General features: G+C 67.9%; 18 protein-coding genes. 7 read left to right on the top strand and 11 right to left on the bottom strand.

All coding sequences use genetic code 11. From position 1 onward, the window contains the following. The first annotated feature begins 3 nt into the window (after window positions 1–3). Window positions 4–1,218: a VWA domain-containing protein gene (locus H6717_39080; protein MCB9583107.1), complete on the top strand. Its 1,215-nt coding sequence runs from the start codon at window positions 4–6 to the stop codon at window positions 1,216–1,218. Between the two features lies 1 nt (window position 1,219). Here the strand turns inward: H6717_39080 and H6717_39085 are convergent, their stop codons facing one another. After that, the gene (locus H6717_39085; protein MCB9583108.1) at window positions 1,220–2,056 is read right to left on the bottom strand and encodes a hypothetical protein; all 837 of its coding nucleotides are present in this window, start codon (window positions 2,054–2,056) and stop codon (window positions 1,220–1,222) included. A 111-nt stretch (window positions 2,057–2,167) separates the two neighbouring features. Here H6717_39085 and H6717_39090 point away from each other — a divergent pair, with 111 nt between their 5' ends. After that, complete coding sequence (locus tag H6717_39090; GenBank protein ID MCB9583109.1) at window positions 2,168–2,848, top strand: hypothetical protein; 681 nt, start codon at window positions 2,168–2,170, stop codon at window positions 2,846–2,848. Window position 2,849: 1 nt separating this feature from the next. On the opposite strand, the gene H6717_39095 is transcribed toward H6717_39090, so the two are convergent. From H6717_39095 to H6717_39105, 3 genes are all read right to left on the bottom strand, one after another. Further along, entirely contained in the window at window positions 2,850–3,131 is a 282-nt protein-coding gene (locus tag H6717_39095; protein ID MCB9583110.1) for a hypothetical protein, read from the bottom strand. Window positions 3,132–3,444: 313 nt separating this feature from the next. Next, window positions 3,445–4,530 carry a hypothetical protein gene (locus H6717_39100; GenBank protein ID MCB9583111.1) on the bottom strand — a complete coding sequence of 362 codons (1,086 nt, stop codon included), beginning with the start codon at window positions 4,528–4,530 and terminating at the stop codon, window positions 3,445–3,447. 197 nt (window positions 4,531–4,727) lie between these two features. Then, window positions 4,728–5,405 (bottom strand): hypothetical protein, encoded by a 678-nt coding sequence (locus tag H6717_39105; GenBank protein ID MCB9583112.1) that lies wholly within the window; start codon window positions 5,403–5,405, stop codon window positions 4,728–4,730. 377 nt (window positions 5,406–5,782) lie between these two features. On the opposite strand from H6717_39105, the gene H6717_39110 reads away from it, so the two are divergent. Then, complete coding sequence (locus H6717_39110; GenBank protein ID MCB9583113.1) at window positions 5,783–7,240, top strand: LamG domain-containing protein; 1,458 nt, start codon at window positions 5,783–5,785, stop codon at window positions 7,238–7,240. A 136-nt stretch (window positions 7,241–7,376) separates the two neighbouring features. After that, window positions 7,377–8,444, top strand: a complete 1,068-nt coding sequence (locus H6717_39115) for an amidohydrolase family protein (protein ID MCB9583114.1) — start codon at window positions 7,377–7,379, stop codon at window positions 8,442–8,444. Between the two features lie 43 nt (window positions 8,445–8,487). Here the strand turns inward: H6717_39115 and H6717_39120 are convergent, their stop codons facing one another. Continuing rightward, window positions 8,488–8,784 (bottom strand): hypothetical protein, encoded by a 297-nt coding sequence (locus H6717_39120; protein MCB9583115.1) that lies wholly within the window; start codon window positions 8,782–8,784, stop codon window positions 8,488–8,490. Between the two features lie 238 nt (window positions 8,785–9,022). Between H6717_39120 and H6717_39125 the strand changes: the two genes are divergently transcribed. From H6717_39125 to H6717_39135, 3 genes are read left to right on the top strand one after another with little or no spacing between them, the layout of a single operon-like run. Then, complete coding sequence (locus H6717_39125) at window positions 9,023–9,709, top strand: hypothetical protein (protein MCB9583116.1); 687 nt, start codon at window positions 9,023–9,025, stop codon at window positions 9,707–9,709. 50 nt (window positions 9,710–9,759) lie between these two features. Next, entirely contained in the window at window positions 9,760–10,458 is a 699-nt protein-coding gene (locus H6717_39130; protein MCB9583117.1) for a FadR family transcriptional regulator, read from the top strand. After that, a complete protein-coding gene (locus tag H6717_39135; protein ID MCB9583118.1) occupies window positions 10,443–12,134 on the top strand; it encodes a hypothetical protein in 1,692 nt (563 codons plus the stop codon). The genes H6717_39130 and H6717_39135 overlap by 16 nt, the downstream gene beginning before the upstream one ends. A gap of 4 nt (window positions 12,135–12,138) precedes the next feature. Here H6717_39135 and H6717_39140 read toward each other — a convergent pair whose 3' ends face one another. From H6717_39140 to H6717_39165, 6 genes are all read right to left on the bottom strand, one after another. After that, complete coding sequence (locus tag H6717_39140) at window positions 12,139–12,882, bottom strand: hypothetical protein (GenBank protein ID MCB9583119.1); 744 nt, start codon at window positions 12,880–12,882, stop codon at window positions 12,139–12,141. A 61-nt stretch (window positions 12,883–12,943) separates the two neighbouring features. Continuing rightward, entirely contained in the window at window positions 12,944–13,867 is a 924-nt protein-coding gene (locus H6717_39145) for an SDR family oxidoreductase (GenBank protein ID MCB9583120.1), read from the bottom strand. A gap of 57 nt (window positions 13,868–13,924) precedes the next feature. After that, entirely contained in the window at window positions 13,925–15,271 is a 1,347-nt protein-coding gene (locus tag H6717_39150) for an NAD(P)/FAD-dependent oxidoreductase (GenBank protein MCB9583121.1), read from the bottom strand. Between the two features lie 31 nt (window positions 15,272–15,302). Then, complete coding sequence (locus H6717_39155; GenBank protein MCB9583122.1) at window positions 15,303–15,635, bottom strand: c-type cytochrome; 333 nt, start codon at window positions 15,633–15,635, stop codon at window positions 15,303–15,305. Further along, a complete protein-coding gene (locus H6717_39160) occupies window positions 15,632–16,594 on the bottom strand; it encodes a hypothetical protein (protein MCB9583123.1) in 963 nt (320 codons plus the stop codon). The genes H6717_39155 and H6717_39160 overlap by 4 nt, the downstream gene beginning before the upstream one ends. Window positions 16,595–16,658: 64 nt before the next feature. After that, entirely contained in the window at window positions 16,659–18,461 is a 1,803-nt protein-coding gene (locus H6717_39165; protein MCB9583124.1) for an ATP-binding protein, read from the bottom strand. Between the last annotated feature and the right edge of the window lie 114 nt (window positions 18,462–18,575).

Below are 18,575 nucleotides of genomic sequence, written 5' to 3' on the forward strand. Positions count from 1 at the left end.
TTCATGCTACGAGCTCGCAGCCTGATTCGATGGGCGGCCGCGATGGCGCTGTTTTCGGCACCGTTCGTGGCATGCGGCGGGGAAGAACCGGACAACCTGGTTTCCCCGTGTGATGGCGCGCTGAAGGATCAGTGCGGTGCCGCTTGCACGGGGATTACGGATTGCGCCGCGGGCCTGTACTGCGGCGCCGACAAGAAGTGCACGGCGGACTGCACGCCGGGCGGCGGACAGTGCGGCGCCGGCAAACAGTGCGACAACAACGGGCGCTGCACGACGGGCATCGTCATTCCCGATGGGGGCAACGGCGACGGCAGCTCCGCCGACGGCTGCATCAAGGTGGACGTCACCTTCGAGAAGCAGACCCCCACGGTGGTGCTGCTCATCGACCAATCCGGCAGCATGAGCGACAACTTCGGCGGCCAGAGTCGCTGGAAGGTGGTGCACGACGCGCTCATGGACCCCAGCACCGGCATCGTGAAGAACCTGGAGAACGAGATCCGCTTCGGCCTCGCGCTGTACACCAGCGACGGCGGCAGCGCCGGCGGGAAGCAGTGCCCGGTGTTGACCGAGGTGAGCATGAAGCTCGGAAATTACGCCGCCATCAAGGCGGTGTACGATCCCGCGGGCCCCGAGGGAGACACGCCCACGGGAGAGAGCATCGACAAGGTCGTGACCACCCTCGCGCCCTACACCGAGCCCGGGCCGAAGGTCATCGTGTTGGCGACGGACGGCGAGCCCGATACTTGCGCCGAGCCGAACCCGCAGAACGGACAACCGGAGGCCATCAAGGCCGCCCAGGACGCGTTCAAGAAGGACATCCGCACGTACATCATCTCCGTGGGCGATCAGGTGAGCCTCGGCCACTTGCAGGACATGGCCAACGCGGGCCAGGGCCTGGCCGTGGGTGGCTCGAAGAACGCGACGTACTATCAGGCGCTCGACCAGAACGCTTTGAAGAAGGCCTTCGAGGAGATCATCTACGGCGTGCGGCCCTGCACCTTCACCCTCAACGGCACCGTGGATCCGGCGGATGCCGGCAAGGGCACGGTGCTCCTGGACGGCAAGCCCCTCGGCTATCAGGACGCCGACGGCTGGAAGCTCAACCCGCCGAGCGAGGTGGAGCTCACCGGTGCGGCCTGCCAGGCCATCAAGACCGGCGACCACAGCGTGAGCATCGACTTCCCCTGCGGCGTGTTCGTTCCGGCGGATCCGAGGTAGCTCAGAACCACATCAGCGCGCCGAACTGCAGCCCCAGCGTGGTGAACTTGTTGGTGTCGCGATCGCGCGACTGCACCTGACCGTTCACCACGACGGGCTCCTTACCGGAGCCGACGAGGGGAAAGTCCACTGTGGGCCCAACGGTGAACCCGGCGTGCGGCACGGGCAGCACCACCAGCAGCGCCTCCACGCCCAGGGCCAGCATGTTCTGGCTGCTCTCCGCCTTGTTCTGTCCGTCGTCCTGCACCGACTTGATGGTGACGTAGCTGACGCCGGCGCGGGGCCAGATGCCGACGCTCTCGCTGAACATGTAGGCGTAGCCCGCGCGGGGCGCGATCAGGATCGAGGTCTGGGAGACGTCATACTGGTTGCGGTTGTTCTGCCCACTGACGGTCTCGTCGAACTTGCCGGAGTCGCTGGCATACGTGAACGCCGCGCCCACGCTGACACGGTCCACGACGAAGTAGTCGAGCCCCAAGCGCGGCACGACGTAGGGGCCCGCGAAGCTGTCGGTCTCGCTCTGGGAGTTCCCGCCCAGGAAATAGAAGGAGGTGTTCTCGAGCTCGCGCTCGGTCTTCACCGTGCCTTCATCGATGGTGACCTTGCCGCTGGTCTTGGCGAAGCCGAACAGCCGCTCCACACCCACGGCGAAGACCCCAGCGCGGCCGAAATCCCGGGGCGCGCTCACCTCCGCGGTGGACGACTCCAGCTGGGCGCTGCCGTACCCGACCGAAGCCGAGCCTTCGGCTTCCCCTTCGGCCTCGGCCTCTTGGGCGTGGAGGGGGGCGGCGACCAGCAGTGTGGCTAGGACGGTGAAAGGCAGGCGCTCGAGGTTCATGGCAACACCCAATGTCGAGAGGTTTCTCAGCCCTTTTCAATTAGACCACGCGCCTCGGAGTAGCAACTGCGCCCTGGGCGGAGCCGCCGTGCATCAGGTATCGTTCGCGGGATGCGCACCTGGCGGCTGCTTTGCCTTTCCGTGCTGCTCGTCGCGTGCGGCGGAGCACCCACGCGCGCACCAGAGACGGAACCCGCCGAGCCCATCGCGCGGCGCGCGAAGGACGTGCCGGACGACTGCACTCAGCAGCCCGGCAAACCGCCGCCCCAGCCGTTGATCCGCGAGTACACGGGCCTCGCCGCCGGAGCGCGCTGTCAGCGCGAGGTGTACACCATCATGGGTGGCGTCACGCACTTCCTCGGGGTGAAGTGCGAGTACTGCCACGTGCCGGGGGACAAGCAGGCGATGACGCACCGGAAGCGCATCGCCAACTGGATGGCGCGAGACCTGATTCCGAGCCTGGCCCTGAAGAACGGCAAGGCGAAGCTCTGGTGCAACGACTGTCACGACGGCAAGGCGAAGTTCCTGGGCGCGCCGCGAGATCAGAAGTGGGCGGTGGAGTGGATGCTCACCCACATGGTGGACGACCTCCAAGGCTCGGACGGCGCCGCCCTGCGCTGCAGGGACTGCCACGGCGGCAACGTCGGCACGCCGGAGTTCTCGAAGAAGGTGATCCTGACGGATCAGCTGCCGGGACGTCGTGAAGCCAAAGGGCCGCCGACCGCTGACGTCCCAGATGCCGGCGCCCCGGCGGTGGATGCTGGCGCAGTCGGCGCCGACGGCGGCGCGTGACTCAGCGGCGCAGACTGCCGGCCGCCCGAACCACGACGTCCCGCAGGGCTTCTCCGGTGTTGGGCAGGCGCGTGATCCAGGCCCAGCCGTAGGGCTTGGTCTTGTCGTTGCAGTCCAGCGGCAGGTGCTGGGCCAAGCGCTCCAGGTCCCGCTGCACGGTGCGGCGAGAAACGTGGATGCCCTCGTCGTGCAGCTGCCGGGTCAGCCGGAGCGTGTCGACTCGGTGAGGAGCCCGGGGAATGGCACGGAGAAGCAAGAGGTAGCGATAGAATGTGTCAGCCATGGCGGTCCCTCGTGGTGACGGCGGCCAAACACACGTGCGCTGTTCGAGAGCCATTCCCCGCGGACGACGCCTGGGTGGGAGTCGATGCCCGCTTCCTCTTTGATGCCCCCGTAGTCACGGCGTGGTGCGGCCCGTTTGTTAGCACAGGGCACGACCTCGGCACGCGGCAACCATGAGTTGCGTCTCATTTCATTCGCGCGGGGTGTAGGAATTGGAGGAATCGTAGTTTTGGCGTGTGCACTCACTGCAATCGTTCAACGGTACGCCGGAGAGCGCACACACAGTGGACACCTGTCACGAGTGACAGGTGCGGCTAACGCGCGAACGTGGCGATGGTCTGCACCGCCGCGTGCTCGAGCAACACCGCGGCGTCCAACTCTGGGTCCGGCATCCACCACGTTTCCGTTGGTGGATGCCGACGCGCCCACGCGGCAAAGCCCTCCCGAACCACGGAGAGCACCACACGAGGATCCGCCGGCGTGAGGGGGCGATCCATGACTTCCTGCTCGGGTATGGACGCCTCTGGCACGCGGCGCTCGCAGTAGCCGTTCTCGAGCCCCTGCGGCCCTGCCCCCACCATCACCAGCGTGCCCGCGGGATCCATGGTGGGGATCCACGCCAGCAGGTACGCGGTCTGTTGCGGATCGCGCGCGCTGAGCCAAAACTTCGCGGGACGAAACCACGACTCGACCTCGGCGCTCTCGCCCGCATGCCGCTCGCAGTCTTCGATCGCGCGGCGGTAGAGATCGCAGGCCACGGCGTCGCCCTGGTCGGCGGCATGTTCCAAACCGAGGCGAAGCAGATACGTAGTCGTCACGCAGCCGGTTCGCGCAAGAGCATCCGCCGTCTCACGCCGCCACGGGGTGTCGTAGCGGAGCGCGAGGTAGTAGGCGAACGCGTAGGGTGTGCCGGACAGCGCTCGAATGGCCTCGCTCGCCTCGAGAGAGCGCTGGTCGGGTCCGTCCGCGATCGCGAAGTCGCAGTGAAACTCAGAGGTCCTCCTGATCGAGCCGTGCGTGGACAAGGGAGTGCTGGCGCAGTAGTCGTTGAAGATGCTCTCGAGCTCTTCTGCCGGCAGCGGCGGCAACCCCTTGTCACCGTGGGTGTCCGTCCACAGCTGGTACGCCAAGGAGCGCGCGCCCAGCGTCAGAGTCCGGTCTGCAATGAGGTCCCGCACGCGGGGAAGCACCTGGTCGCGCGCTTCGCTTGCGGCGCAGCAGAAGACCGTTTCCGCGGCGTCTCGGAAAACGCCATCGTCACCCCGGTGCGGCAGCGCGTAGAGCACGCGTTCGAGCATCTCCAAGTGCGAAAGGTCGGGGAACTTCCTGAACGGATTGCTCTGCAGCTCTCCATCGCCCCCCTGGAACATCCAGCTCAACGCCTCGTCCACTCGCCTCATGCGTGACCCACCCGAGGTCATTCATACCAGATCCTGTTGGTCCGCCGCGGAAACACCGCGGGCCGGCCCCCATGGTGGTTCCGCGGCGGACCAACAGGCACATGAAACGGCAGGAAAATGGAGTGACCGCCACCTAGGTCGGTGCTGCTCGCCATCAGGATCCGAAGTAGACGTCACGCGTTGGTCTGTCGCACTCGTCACACCCTCCGTGGCCCCGCGAGGCGGCGCCGGGGGCTCAGGAAGGGCGACGGCGCGCGCGCTTCGGCGAGCAACGCCGCGAGCGCATCGAGCACCTCCGGCGGCATCGTGTCGCGCAAGCCTCTGAGCATGCTGGAGAGCCTTCCTCGAGCGTTGCAGATCTCGTCGAAGTCGACGTCCGTTGCCAGCGCGTCCATCTCGGCGTCCTCGCAGGCGCGGTTCAGCCTACCAAGAAGGAACACCGGACCCCACACCGCCTCCCGCCCGGCCGCAGCGTCCTCCAGGTTCTTCAGGTACAGCCGCACGGCTTCGACAAAGCGTTCACACGCCAGACACAAGCTCTGGATCTGCCACGGCAGATCGTCTTCTTTCATGGCTTGGTCCCACACACGGGAAGCGGCATCCGATAGTGCGTCCGCCGCTTTGCAGAACTCGCCTCCCATGGCGGCTTCCCGTTCGGCGAGCACCTTCGGCATTCGGTCTTCGGGACACAGCTCTTCGAACACGCGCCACACCTCGGCGAGCCACTCGCTGCCTTCGGGGTAGTCGAGGCTCTCGCGCAGGAGCTCGACCATCCCGAGGCGCTTGCGCTTGGGGCAGTGGGCGGACAGCGGACACGGAATGCACTGGTCGTCGCACCAGGTGTAGGGCGGACCCAAGAGCGGATGGGTTTCCATGTCCGGCGCCACAGCACACGGAATGCCAATGCAAAATCCCGCGCGAACCCCCGCAACGCCGGTGGCGAAGCCGGGGTTCGCCGGCGGCGCTTCGCCACTCCCTCGAGCTCATCTCTCCGTTCCATGTCGGTCCGCCGCAAGACCACGCTTTCCCCCCCGGCACCTCGTTCATGCGCGCGCTGTCGCCCCAGGCGACCTGTGCGCCGAGCGTGCGGCCCTGTGCGCCCGCACGCTCAGCCCGGGGAACCGACCGGAATTTTCGGCAATTTCCCCGCGGCACGGAACTTGGTTGGGGCTACGGCACGGAGGCTTCGAATGTCATCAATCATGAAACGGGAAGTGGCTCTCGCCGCGGCGGCAACACAGGGGGCGATGCAATGAAGCTCCTCTCGTACACCGCGGTTCTGGGTTGCGTGGCCGTCAGCGTCGCGGCGTGCTCGAGCGGCGGATCGAGCAACGGCGGATCGGGTGCAAGCGGCGGCTCCGGCGCGACGGACGGCGCGAGCGGAGCGGGCGGAAGTTCCGGCGCGAGTGGAGCGGGCGGCACCTCCGGCGCGAGCGGGGCGGGCGGAACTGGCGGCAGCGCTGGGCTCGACGGCGGGACGGACGCGTCCGACGCGGGCACTCCATGCACCGGCGAGCCCTTGTCCCACGTCGTCAGCTGGTGGCGCGGGAACGGGTTTCTGGACGCCCTGGGCTTGAACCCAGGCACCAACGGCGGCGCCGCTGCGCTCACGGCCAACACCCCGATCGGATCGGCCTTCTCTCTTTCGGGCGCCAGCGGCTCCTTCATCGACGTTGCGGATTCGTCGAGCCTCGATTTCACGACAGCCGTCACCCTCGAGGGCTGGATCAACCCGAACGTGCTCGGTGGTCGCATCATCGACAAGGTCGCGGCGGGCGGCACGGACGGCTACCTGCTCGATACGAACGCCGGCAAGCTGCGGATGATCGTAGGCAGTGCCTCCGCTGTGAGTAGCGCCAATCTCGTGGCCCATCAGTGGACGCACGTCGCGGGCACCTATGACGGTAGCAACTTGCGCGTCTACATCGACGGAGCGGAGTCTGGGGTCACGGCGTCGTCCGGACCGATCCCGACCAATGCCCATCCCTTCAGGATCGGCGGCGACGTGAAAGGCAACAGCCGCTTCGACGGTGAGCTCGACGAGATTCGCGTGTTCGATGCAGCGCTGAGCGGTGCGGAGGTCAAGAAGCTCTACCTCGCTGGGTTGGCCAAGAAGAGTGGCGTGGCTTGGTGGAGCGGCGAGTACGACTACGACGACTCTTTCGGTTCCAACGATGGCGCGCCCGCTGGAGCAGTGGTCGCCTTCTCTTCCGGCACGGTGGGTCAAGCGTTCAAGCTGAATGGCACGAGCTATGTGGAAGTTCCCGATTCCGCCAGCCTCGACGTGACCTCTGCCGTCACTTTGGAGGCGTGGGTCACGCAAGACGTGGCGAATGGACGCATCATCGACAAGATCGCGGCCGGCGGTACGAACGGCTACTTGTTGGACATCAGCGGCGGAAAGCTCCGATTGCTGCTGGGCTCGACCAGCCTGGTGAGCACCGAGTCGCTGCCGGTGGGGGTTCCGACGCACGTTGCCGGCACGTTCAGCGTGGCGAGCGGAACGATGACCCTCTACATCAACGGCGTGCCAGCCGGCAGCAAAGCGTCCTCCACGCCGATCCCCACCAACACCCTGCCGCTCCGGCTGGGCGCCGCTGCCAACGGAAGCAATCGATTGACCGGCATGATCGACGAAGCTCGCATCTTCAGTCGCGAGCTGTCGGCCAGCGAGATCTTGGATCTGTACCAAGAGATCCGCTGCCCGTAGCACCGGCGAAGCGACGTCCAGGCTTCGAAGCGGCGTGGCACGCGCTGTCGCAAGACCCCGCCACGCCGCCGATCTTGGGCTTGGTGGCTCGCAAGCCGAGATAGATCCGCTGCCGGCGCTGGCTCGTACTCCACGGGTGAGCCGTCGTTTTCTGATCGTCGCCGCCCTTCCGGTCCTCGCCCTCGGGTGCCGCTCGGAAGCGCCGGCACAATCCCACGCGCCCCCGGATGCGAGCTTCGTCCTGGCCGGAGCGACGCTGGTCGGAGTGGGCGTACGGGACGTCGAGATCTCCGGCGGCCGCATCGTGAAGATCGCAGCGTCGATCCCGAGCGCGCGGCGCATCGACGAGAGCGGACGCTTCCTGGTTCCTGCCCTGATCGACAGCCACGTTCACCTGGCGGTCCTGCCGCGCGCGGAGGAGCTGGCCACTGGCGGTGTGGCCGCGGTCGTGGACTTGGCATCCCCCAAGAGCTTCCTGGCTCGCTCCCACGCGCCCCTCGAGGTGCTGGCGTCGGGCCCGATGATCACGGCGCCCGGCGGCTATCCGACCCAGAGCTGGGGCCAGGATGGCTACGGCGAGGAGGTTTCCGGCCCCGACGCGGGAGCTCAGGCGGTGAACGAGCTGTTCGCCCTCGGCGCGCGAGTGGTGAAGCTCCCGGTGACGGGACCGCCGGTGCTGGACGACGCCACCTTGGAAGCGGTCGTTCGAGCGGCACACGCCAAGGGCATGAAGGTCGCCACCCACGCGCTGAGCGACGCGGAGGCGCTACGCGCCGCCCAAGCTGGCGCTGACGTGCTGGCGCACACCCCCGCGGAGACGCTCTCCGAGGAGACGCTGGCGGCCTGGCAGGGGCGCGCGGTGATCAGCACGCTATCGGCCTTCGGGGGCAGCGCCGCAGAAGCGAACCTCGCGGCCCTTCGCGCGCGGGGTGTCACCGTGCTCTACGGCACCGACTTCGGCAACACCACGGTGCTCGGCGCCAGCAAGGCAGAGATCGTCGCGCTGGAAGCCGCCGGCCTCGACGGCGCCGCCGTGCTCGCCGCCGCCACGCGCGTTCCTGCCGGCTACTGGGGGTTCTCGGGGCTGGGTAGCATCGAGGCCGGCAAGGTCGCGAGCCTTCTGGTGCTTGCCTCGGATCCCACCGTCGATGCGTCGGTGCTCTCGGAGCCGGTCGAAGTCTATCTCGAGGGATCGCGGCGCTGACGGCGGGGGATGCACCGGGCAGAGCCCCCGCGCGTCGAGCTCATTAGCGCGACTTGATGCCGTACGTGCACCAGCACGCGCCGTTGTGGATGAAGCACGAGTTGCAGTTGTAGCCGGGCTTCGGGTGATCACCGCAGGTGCACGACTTCTTCTCGCTGTCGCCCACGTTGCTGGTGATGTCGGTGGGCGTGCGGGTCGGCGTGGTGGTGGGCGCTGCCAGGGAGAGCTGATCTTGGGTGCTCTCGACGGCCTGGTCGAGGGCGGGATCGGGCTCCGCTCCACAACCGACGAGCGCAGCAGAAACCAACAGACCGACGACGAGCACGAGCTTTTGAACCATTGGGAATGACCTCCTGTTGCTCGCTGCTCATTGCGAAAGCGGTGCCAGCTCGAAACTCCCGACAAACCACGGCCATTCTTCAGAGAACGCCACCTGCACCTCTCGGCGCGAGGCCCCAAAACGTCACCTGCGCTTGGCACCTGGCGGACCGCCGCCGGCGAAGACCCGTTTCGCCACCCCGGGGCGCGGTCTTTCTCGCAGATCTTTGCTGGCATTGGGCTTGCTGTGGCGCCGAGGCATGAACAACGCCGCCGCCGAACGCGCTGCCCTTCGCGTGCTGGGCTCGCCCCACACGTGGTGCAGCGGTCAGTGCCTCGAATGCCCGCTGTCCGAGAGTTGCGTGAGCACCCGGCGCTCCATGCAGCTTTCCATGCTGGAAGAGAGCCTCTCCCAGCCCAACGGGGAGGCGTACTTCAAGAAGGTGTGGGCGCTTCTCGATCGCCTCTGCGACCAGGAGCTGACGCCCCCGGCCGAAGAACACTGGCGCCCCCGTGCGGGCCGGCACTTCGCCAAAGCGGCCGACAACTTGTCGACCGCTTCAGAAATGCTCTGGATCGAAGACGTACTGTCCACGGAAGACCGGGTGTTGGAGCAAATTGCCGATGGCTGCATGGAGCTGGCCAACGCGACGCTGTTTCATGCGGACCGCCTTGCGACCACCACGCCCAATGTGCGAACGCCCGTGGGCCCGTTGGTCTACCTGCGCCAGCTGACCCGAGCCTGTGACGCGGCCATCGAGCTCGCGGGGGAAGGTGACCGGCGGATTGGGCGCGTCTTGGCCGCGTATTCGTATCTGTACGATTTGCTCCAACCGCTGTTCGAGATCATCCCGGCTTCCGCCGACCGGGCCCTTTCGACCCTCGTCGACGCCGACAAGGCGCCGGTGCCCTTCGCCCAGGCGAAGCCGAAGCGCGGGCGGGGGTGACGGTTCGGCCTTGACAGCCGATAAGTCCGACATATTATTCAGCAGCTTTCATGCTGGATCATGCGAGAAAGGCCGACGAGATCGCGGACGACCTGATGCGACGCATCGTCGCCGGGGAGCTCGCCGTCGGTGATCTGCTACCCCGGGAGGCGGATCTCGCGGAGCACTACGGGGTCAATCGCAGCGTGGTGCGGGAGGCCCTGAAGCTCCTCGAGGTACATCGCCTGGTGGAGCCGCGCCGCCGCCGGGGAACCGAGGTGCTCGATCCTCTCGGCTCCGTCACGCCGCAGGTGATCACGGCCATGCTGGTCCCGGCGGACCGAGTCGATCCCGAGATGCTCGCGGAGCTGCTCGAGATCCGCGCCCTGCTCGATTCCGAAATGTGTGGGCTCGCCGCCGAACGCCACACGGACGCGGAGCTCGCGGAGATCGAGGCCTGCGTCGAGGGCATCACGCGCGGAGATGCCCAGGCCGTTGAAGAGCTGGGCTTGGCGATGGCGCGGGCCAGCCACAACCGTCTGTTCGTGATGCTCTCCAACTGGCATCGGCAAATCACGAAGCAGCTCGCGCCTCACTTCGGCCGCGTGCGCTCGCGCGCCGCGGAAGTGAACGCCTACGCGCTCTTGCTCGATGCCTTGCGGCGCCGCGATCGAAAGCTCGCGCGCTCGCTCACTGCGCAGTTCCACGAATGGGCCAATCACGAGCTCATCGCATCCGTGAAGGGAGAATCGTCGTGCTCCAAGAAGTGACCTCGGGAAAGTCCGCCACCAAGAAGCAACCGCTGTACGAGCGTCACGCCGGATTTCACGTGCTCCGACTCTCGGGAGACGACTACGAGATCGGCTACCAACACGGCAGCGCCCTGAAGAGCGCGATGGCCACCGGCCCCGTGCCCTACTTCGAGCGCTACGTGGAGCGCATGCTGGCAGCCGGCGCGGGTCCGAAGCTCGGCGAGCTCTTGTCCAAGGCGCTGGCGCTGACCGTGGGCCGTCGCATCCAGAGCGGCTTTCCGCCCCACACCCGCCGCGCCCTCGACGGCCTGGCGGACGGCGCCGGTCTCGATCGCAAGCAGTTGCTCGCCGCCGTGACCATGCCCGAGAGCTACCTGTGGGTGCTGCAGCAGGTGCTGCGCCTGCGCCGCCCGCGCCTCGCGCCCCACCACGGCGTGCCGCTGATGGGCTGCACCAGCGCCGTGGCCTGGGGCGACGCGACGCGCGATGGGAGCTTCCTCCACGGTCGCAACTTCGACTACCAGGGCGTGGGCGCTTGGGACACGGAGCAGGCCATCGTGTTCCATCGACCGACCGGCGCGCAGCCGTACGTGTCCGTGAGCGCCGCTGGCATCCTGTTCGGCGGCATCACCGCCATGAACGCTTCGGGCATCACGTTGGTGGTGCATCAGCACATGGCCAGCACCGCGCTTCAGCTCGGCGGCACGCCCATCGGGGTCACCGGCGATCAGGTGATGCGCCACGCCAAGAGCCTGGACGACGCCCGCCGCATCCTGGACTCGGATCGCCAGAACGGTTGCTGGACGTACGTCATCGGCTCCGCCAAAGAGGGCGCCGTGCTGTGCTACGAGACCACGCCCGCGAGGAGCGCTGCCCACGTGGTGTCCGCGGGCACCTTCGGATACAGCAACTTCTACCTGGATCGCGAGCTCGCCCGCACCGAGCGCGAGCTGTACCCTTCGCACTGGCGCAACAACCTCGCGCGCTACCGCCGCGCCAACGCGCGGCTGGAGGCCGAGCGCGGTCGCATCGACGCCGACACCATCGCCGGCATCCTCGGCGATCCCGGAGACGAAAGCTGCCGCATCGAAGAAGCCATCAGCCAGTTGATGACGGTAGCCAGCGTGGTGTTCGAGCCCAGCGCCGGCATGTTCTACGTCGCCACCGGGCGCGCGCCCACGTCCAACAACGAGTTCGTCGCCTTCAGCCTGGACGGCGAAGCCCCCGCTCCCGAGCGCGCTCCCCTCACCGGCGGTCAGATCGCGTCCCCCGAGCGCGCCGAGGCCTTCCACGCCTATCGCGACGCCTACGACGCGTACTTTTCGCATCAGGATGTCGGGGCGGCGCGGAAGCTCATGGCTCGCGCCGTCGCGCTGCAGCCCGAGCAGCCGCTGTATCACTACATCGCGGCGCTGCTCGCGCTCTCGGCCCAGGACGCCGCGGCGGCGGAAGCGTCCCTCGACGCCGCCCTCGCGCTCGGTCACTCCGTGCCCGAGCGCGAGGCGTCGCTCCGCTTGTGGCGAGCGCGCGCCCGCGACCTTCGCGGGCGCCGCGCCGACGCCAACGGCGATTACCGCGCCGCCCTCAGCGGCGATCCGGCCGTGCGCCGCGCGGCCGAGCGCGGCTTGAAAAAGCGCTACACGTCGCGCCGCTTCGGCATCGAGTTCGCCCTGGCGGACGTCCCAGTGCCCTGAGACGTCAGAGACTCAGGGCCAGCCGCCCCACGGCCGGCATGGCGTCAGTGCCGGGGCTGCGCAGCGCCGCGAACAGCGCGGTGACGTCTTCGTCGCAGCAGAAGGCCGGCAGTGGGAAGGTAATGCGGCACACGCCCCGCGGGTCGCCGCCGCGACGTGGGCTGCCGTCGCGCGGGGCGCCGGCGTGGGACGGGAACCAGTCGTCCTGTGCCCAGTGCGCAATGAAGAGGCCGTCCAGAGCGAAGCGCGAGGGCCGGAACTCGAAGCGGCCGTCGCCCAGCGAGCGGGCGCCGAGGTGCAGCGCTTCTTGGCCGCCGTCGCGGATGACCCACTCGAGCTCCGCTTCCGACGGCAGCCGGAAGCCGAGCCCCGCGGCGCGTTCCAGGGCCTCGGCGCGGGGCGTGGCGCCGACGCCTGGGCCGCGTTCGAGCAAGAACGGAGCGACGCACACCTCCGTGGGCGGCACCGCGCTCTGTCCCTCGATGGACAGCGAGTACGCCCAATCGTCGTCCCAGGGCACGGAGCGCGACGCCCGGGCAATGTCGTCGTCCGTGAGCCCCATCACGAACGTGCCGCCGGGGATCACGGCGAAGGTCGTCGTGGAGGGGCCGTGCACGACGCCGTCGGACATCGGGCGAAAATCGGATCCCAGAGCGGCCGCGACGCGGGCGTAGAGCGCGCCGCGGGTGTCGGCGTCGAGATCCTCGAAGGCCTCGACCGAGCGGAGAGCGGCGAGGGGGTCCGTCATGCGGCGGCCATGATAGCCGAAGCGCGCGGCGCGACGGGCTTCGCGCCGCCCCGACAAGCTCTCAGGAAACCCGCTCTATGATCCGCTCGGACTCCTCCCAGAGCCTCTCTGCCAGGTCCATGTCTCGGCCCTGCCGTGTGGAGCTGCTCACGTTGCAGTCGGCGAAGTACTCGCCGGTGATACTGGCGGCGTCCGGGTGCACCGCCACGTAGCACTGGGTGGCGGCGCCTTGCGCCTCGCTCTTGAGCACCAAGGGCGAAGCGATGGCCAGCGCCGCGCGGGCGGGAGCCGGCATGTTGCGACCCAGGTTGGTCTTGATGACCCCGGGGTGCACGGCGTTCGCAGTCTGCTTGTCGCTGGAGAGGCGCCGCGACAGCTCCCGGGCGAAGAGCAAGTTGGCGAGCTTCGATTGACCGTAGGCGGCCCACGGCGAGTAGCTCTTCTCGCCCTGCAGATTGTCGAAGGCGATGCCCTCCGGCGGTGCCCCCGAATGCGCGGAGCTCGACAGCATGACCACCCTTCCGGTTTCCGCGAGGCGGGGCAAGAGGCGCGTGACGAGCAAGAAGTGACCGATGTGATTGGTGAAGAACTGTTTCTCGTAGCCGTGCACCTTCTCGAGCTTCGGCAGCGCCATGATGCCGGCGTTGCAGATGATGGCATCCAGGCGCACGCCGTCTTTCTCGACCGCCGACACGCAGGAGAGCACGCTCTCGGGCTCCGCCAGCTCGCAGGCCACGGGCAGGGCACCGCTGGCGTGGGCCGCATCGATGGCGCCGCGCGCCTTCTCCTCGCTGCGCGCCACGGCGATCACCCGGGCGCCGCGCAGGGCCAGCACCCGCACCGTCTCGAGGCCGAGGCCGGAGCTCGCGCCCGTGACCAGGACGTTGCGGCCGCCGAGATCGATGCCCTCGGTGACCTCCTCCGCGGTGGAGCCATAGCCGAAGCCACTCGGCCCTTTGCCCTTCAGCAGTGCAACCAGCGACATGTCCCTCTCCTCATGGGTTTCATACGACACCATCCTCCGCCAGCGGCGCCGTCGTCGTCAAAGCATGTAGCGAACGTCGGACGAAAACGTAGGATACGCATACACCGCCGACGACAGCTCACTCTTTTCCAGGCCGTGGGCGATAGCGAAGGCGAACAAGTGAATCACCTCTTGGGCGCCGTGGCCCAGGATCGACGCGCCGATGATCCTTCCGTCTGCTTTTGTCGTGACGACGCGGGACCTCGCGGCCCGTTCCGCATAGGTACGCGCGGAGCGCCAGCTCTTCATGTCGTTGTCCGCCACCTCTACGGATAGGCCCGCCGCCTTCGCGCTGGCCTCCGTGTGACCCACGCTCGCGAGAGCGGGAATCGTGTACACGCAAGACGGGATCGCCTGGTAGTCGAGGGCCGTGGGCAAGCCGCCGGAGACCAGGTGCCGCCCCACGGCCTGGCCCTCCCAGGTTGCCACCGGCGACAGCTGCGGCGTGGCCGGCAGTGCGTCGCCCGCGAACCACACGTGGGGGTTGTCGGCGCTGCGAATGCCGCGCTCGAGACGTGGGCGGCCAGCATCGAAGGAGAGACCCGCAGCTTCCAGATTCAGGAATGCGAGGCTGGGCACGCGACCGGCGGCGTTGACCACCAGATCTGCGGCGAAGCGCTGCTCGCGACCGTCGATCTCGGCTACCACGGAAAGCTCCGCATCCCGCTTTTCGATGCGCACTATCTTGGCGCTCGTGTGGGTCTCGATGCCGAGCTCGGCGCTCACCGCGAGGAGATCTGCCACCAGCTCCTGATCGAAGTTGCCCAACACCTTGGGCGCGACTTCCAACACGGTGACGCTGGAGCCGGCTCGAGCCAACACGTGGGAGAACTCCAGTGCGATGACGCCGGACCCGATGAAGATCGCACGAGCAGGTTGCTCCTCCAGCTCCAAGAACTCGTCGCTGGTGATGGTGTGCTCCGCGCCTGCGATGCTCAAACGCCGTGGCGCGGAGCCGGTGGCGATCACGAACTCCTTTGCGCTCACGCGCCGATCGCCGACCTCCACGGCGTCCCTAGCCACGAAGCGCGCCGAGCCCCGCAAGACGTCGATACCCCGGCTCTCCAAGGATTCCGACATCTGCTCCGGCACACCCTCTACGAACGAACGCTTGCGCTCGATGAGCGTGGACCAATCGAGCTTCGCACTGGAAACGGAGATGCCGTGCTGCTCGGCTCGCGCGATCGCTTCCAGAATCTCGGATGCCGCCACCAATACCTTCTTGGGAACACAGCCGCGGAGGGGACAGGTGCCGCCCACGTCGCGCTCCTCCACCACCGCTACGGACAACCCTGCATCCCGCGCAACGCCGGCAGCCCCGAACCCCGCGTTCCCCGCTCCCAACACGACGACGTCATAGTCCATCGACGGTTGATGGTGACCGCGACGGGCGGCGTCAATGCCGGCCCGCGATGGCGGCCAGATACCGGCTCACCGCGCGGGCGTCGTCTTCAGAAACGGGATCGTTCGGGGGCATGCGCTCGGCGACAAAGGCTTGCAGATCTGCCACACGGTCGAAGCGCGCGAGCGTGCCCGGGCCCATCACCGGCGGCGCTCCAGGCGCGTTCCCGGTCTCGCCGTGACAGGAAGCGCAGCGCAGCGCGAACACGCGCATGCCATCGGGCTCCGCCAAGCGCGCGCGCACCAGCGCGGCATCCGAAGGCGGAGGGGACGTCACCGTTTGGCAGCCCGCGAACAGCAGCGCCGCGAGGCAAAGGCCGCGCTTCACCACGTGAAGTTCCTCTGCAGCATCAACGACGCGTTCGCGCCCGCGAAGGGAATGTTCTTGCCCAACCCGCTCACCGGGGGGTCCGCCGACACCGACGCCCCCACCTCCCAATACGGGTAGACGACGTAGTACTGCACACTGGCGCCCACGCGCACTCGGCGGGTGCCGCTGTTGGGAATGGTGTTGCCGTCTTGGCGCGCGTTGGTCGACGCAATGGCGCTGGCGAACACGCTCCCGGACCAGAACAGATTGACGACGTGCACCAGGGCCAGTCGCCCGCGGATCTCGTTGCCGGGGGAGTAGCGCCGAGAACCGCCGGAAGGCGAGCTCACGTCGTGCTCGAAGCGATAGCCGTAGGAGCCGTCGAGCACCACCGCGTCCGAGAGCGTCACGAACTTGGTGACGGAGACGCCAGCGAACGCGGTCCAGGTGCCGTCCCCCGTGGCGTCCACGCCCGAAGGCCGATCGGACTCCGTGGGTCCCTTCCCGGTCGGCGCCCGACCGCCGACGTAGGGCTCGACGAAGGGTAGGAACGAGCGCGCGTCGGACCACTGGATGCCGGTGACCAGATCTTCCAAGGCCATCGCCCTGAGAGCGAGGGAAGCGTCCCCCGGCCCCACCGCGCTGTCGGAGGAGAGGCCTTCCAAGTCCCGGTACTGAAGCCGGAGCGGGATGCTGCCGTAGACCTGGAGCTTCGGCGTTCCCAAGCGGATGCCGCCCGCCAGGGACAGCACCACGTCGTCCACCTCCGCGTGGGATAGCGGGTGATAGTCACCGTTTGCGTCGAAGCTCCCGTGTCCCCGCTCGTAGCTCAGCTGAGCGGCGAGCACCGCGAAGTGACAGCGACCGACCACGCCGAATCCGCTGGTTCCCGTGGCGGTGCAGCAGGCCTGGGCACGAGCCAGCGCCGGCGAAAGCGCCACGGCGATGGCGGCCAGGAACTGTGCGAAGCGTCTCATGAAAGCGAGGCGCCCTGTTTGGATCAACACGCCGCTTCGCACAATGCGGCGTAGTGTCGCAGGGTCAGCGCAGGTTGCTTTCGGCGTGGGCGATGACCTGCACCATGGACTCGAGCAGCTCCGCCACGTCGTCCCGCCGGGAGCTGCCGATCACGATCTCCTTGGCCAACAGAGCGATCAGGTAGCGCAAGCGGCGCCGGCCATGTTCCTTCACTCGTATGTAGTCCGGGTGCGCCTCGTTGATCTCCCAGGCAAAGCCCCGGAGGCGGCTGCGCCAGGAAGCCGCCGGCGCGCTGACCAACACGGGTTCGGGAATACCGAGCTTGGAGTACACCTCGTGCTTGTCTTCCACGATCTCCACGGCAGCGATGTCCGCCACGGTCTCGTCGCCCAGGGTGGCCACCACCATGAGCGCCACCTGCTTGCCGATGGGAGCGTCCTCGTCGGCGGTGAGCACGGCGCGAGCACCGTGGGTTTCGATGCTGAGGCCGGCGTCCTCGGCGTCGGGCAGGCGCCACTCGAAGCTGGCGCGTCGAATCGGCCGGCCTTCCTCGTCGCGAGCGCGCGCGCGCACGCTGCGGGTGGCGCCCGGCGAGATCCGCGCAAAGGCCGGTCGTACGCTCACCGCGTGGAGCGGCCCCGGCGGCTCCTGCTCGGACTCCGAAGCGTCACCGCCGCCGTCTTCCTCCAGCGGCATTCCGGGGGGCACGGTCTCGCCGCTTGCTTCGCCGTCTTCGTCAGTGGCGATCTCCGGCAGCGACAGATCTCGCACGCGATCGTCGAAACCGCGCAGCGCGTTGCGGAGCTCCTTGACGACCTGCCGGTCCAGCTCGGCGCGGTGCAGCGTGTCGAGCCGCGCGAGCTCGGCGAGCACCTTCGGGGTCATGCCGCCGAGTGCCTCCAAGAACGCGAGCGCTGCATCGTTCGGCGCCACGCCGCGACGCGTGCCGGGCGGGATGGTGAAATCGGGGAAGTCGATGACGCCGCTGAGCTCGGAGCCGGTCCAAGGCGACTGATCCAAGCCCAAGACGTCGAGGGTGGCGATGTCGTCCACCACCCGGGTGCCCGCGCAGGACAGCTCGATGCTGGCCCCGGCATCGCCGCGGGTGAGATACAGCTCGACCCGGGCAGGGCGATAGCCCGGCACCGCGAGCTCGGTCGGAAGCTCCAGCCGTTCTCCAGTAAAGCGATGGGGAACCACCTGCACGTGGCGGCCGTCCCCCCGCGCCAGGCGGTCCTCGATCACCAGGTTGGCCCCGCTGCGGGTCAATTGGCCGCGGAGCTCCGTGGCCAGGTAGGCCGCGAGCCGGCGGCCGGAAAGCACCCGGCGGGCCGTCGCGTGCACCTCGCTGATCACCACCTCGGTGAAGGTCTTGGAGGTGCCCTTGGGCGCTGGATAGGTGCCCACCTCCGCCGCCGGAGAGTCCTCGAGCATGCGCAGCACGGCGATGTTGCCGCCACTCACGCGAGAGTGGATCTCCATGCGGTGGCCGATGGACCAGAACCCGAGCAGGCCCACGCCGTACTGGCCCGCCACCACGCGCCGCGCGCGTTCCCCCGGATCCAGACTCATCTTGTGGGAGTGACCGATGTTGGAGGCGAGGTAACGGAGCGCCTCCGTGCGCGCCATCTTGGGCAACACACCTTCCCCATCGTCACGAATCTTGAGCACCACGCCGGAGCCCATCCGTGAGCGCTCCAGGGTGATGTTCTCCGCCCCCGCGTCGAGCGAGTTCTGCACCAGCTCCGCCACCGCCTTGCGCGGATCCGGCTGGCTGCGGGCCAACCAGCGGATGAGCTCGAACGGATCGGCCGGCTCGAGCTCGATCTGCGCGCTCTTTTCCAGAGCTTTCGTCGGTTTGGCCATGACAGGGGGGGCAAACGATCTAGCCCAACGCATGCCAGCGCGTCGAGAGCGCAAAGGGTGCAGAGGCGCTGGTGTCCGCTCGCAGCACGTGCGGGATCTCGGCGAAGTTACCAC

Source organism: Polyangiaceae bacterium, assembly GCA_020633235.1.
Classification (GTDB): domain Bacteria; phylum Myxococcota_A; class Polyangia; order Polyangiales; family Polyangiaceae; genus JACKEA01.

Excerpts from the sequence above, each read along its gene's own strand:
- H6717_39080 (MCB9583107.1), top strand. The coding sequence starts at position 4 with ATGCTACGAGCTCGCAGCCTGATTCGATGGGCGGCCGCGATGGCGCTG.
- H6717_39085 (MCB9583108.1), bottom strand. The coding sequence starts at position 2,056 with ATGAACCTCGAGCGCCTGCCTTTCACCGTCCTAGCCACACTGCTGGTC.
- H6717_39090 (MCB9583109.1), top strand. The coding sequence starts at position 2,168 with ATGCGCACCTGGCGGCTGCTTTGCCTTTCCGTGCTGCTCGTCGCGTGC.
- H6717_39095 (MCB9583110.1), bottom strand. The coding sequence starts at position 3,131 with ATGGCTGACACATTCTATCGCTACCTCTTGCTTCTCCGTGCCATTCCC.
- H6717_39100 (MCB9583111.1), bottom strand. The coding sequence starts at position 4,530 with ATGAGGCGAGTGGACGAGGCGTTGAGCTGGATGTTCCAGGGGGGCGAT.
- H6717_39105 (MCB9583112.1), bottom strand. The coding sequence starts at position 5,405 with ATGGAAACCCATCCGCTCTTGGGTCCGCCCTACACCTGGTGCGACGAC.
- H6717_39110 (MCB9583113.1), top strand. The coding sequence starts at position 5,783 with ATGAAGCTCCTCTCGTACACCGCGGTTCTGGGTTGCGTGGCCGTCAGC.
- H6717_39120 (MCB9583115.1), bottom strand. The coding sequence starts at position 8,784 with ATGGTTCAAAAGCTCGTGCTCGTCGTCGGTCTGTTGGTTTCTGCTGCG.
- H6717_39125 (MCB9583116.1), top strand. The coding sequence starts at position 9,023 with ATGAACAACGCCGCCGCCGAACGCGCTGCCCTTCGCGTGCTGGGCTCG.
- H6717_39130 (MCB9583117.1), top strand. The coding sequence starts at position 9,760 with ATGCTGGATCATGCGAGAAAGGCCGACGAGATCGCGGACGACCTGATG.
- H6717_39140 (MCB9583119.1), bottom strand. The coding sequence starts at position 12,882 with ATGACGGACCCCCTCGCCGCTCTCCGCTCGGTCGAGGCCTTCGAGGAT.
- H6717_39145 (MCB9583120.1), bottom strand. The coding sequence starts at position 13,867 with ATGTCGCTGGTTGCACTGCTGAAGGGCAAAGGGCCGAGTGGCTTCGGC.
- H6717_39150 (MCB9583121.1), bottom strand. The coding sequence starts at position 15,271 with ATGGACTATGACGTCGTCGTGTTGGGAGCGGGGAACGCGGGGTTCGGG.
- H6717_39160 (MCB9583123.1), bottom strand. The coding sequence starts at position 16,594 with ATGAGACGCTTCGCACAGTTCCTGGCCGCCATCGCCGTGGCGCTTTCG.
- H6717_39165 (MCB9583124.1), bottom strand. The coding sequence starts at position 18,461 with ATGGCCAAACCGACGAAAGCTCTGGAAAAGAGCGCGCAGATCGAGCTC.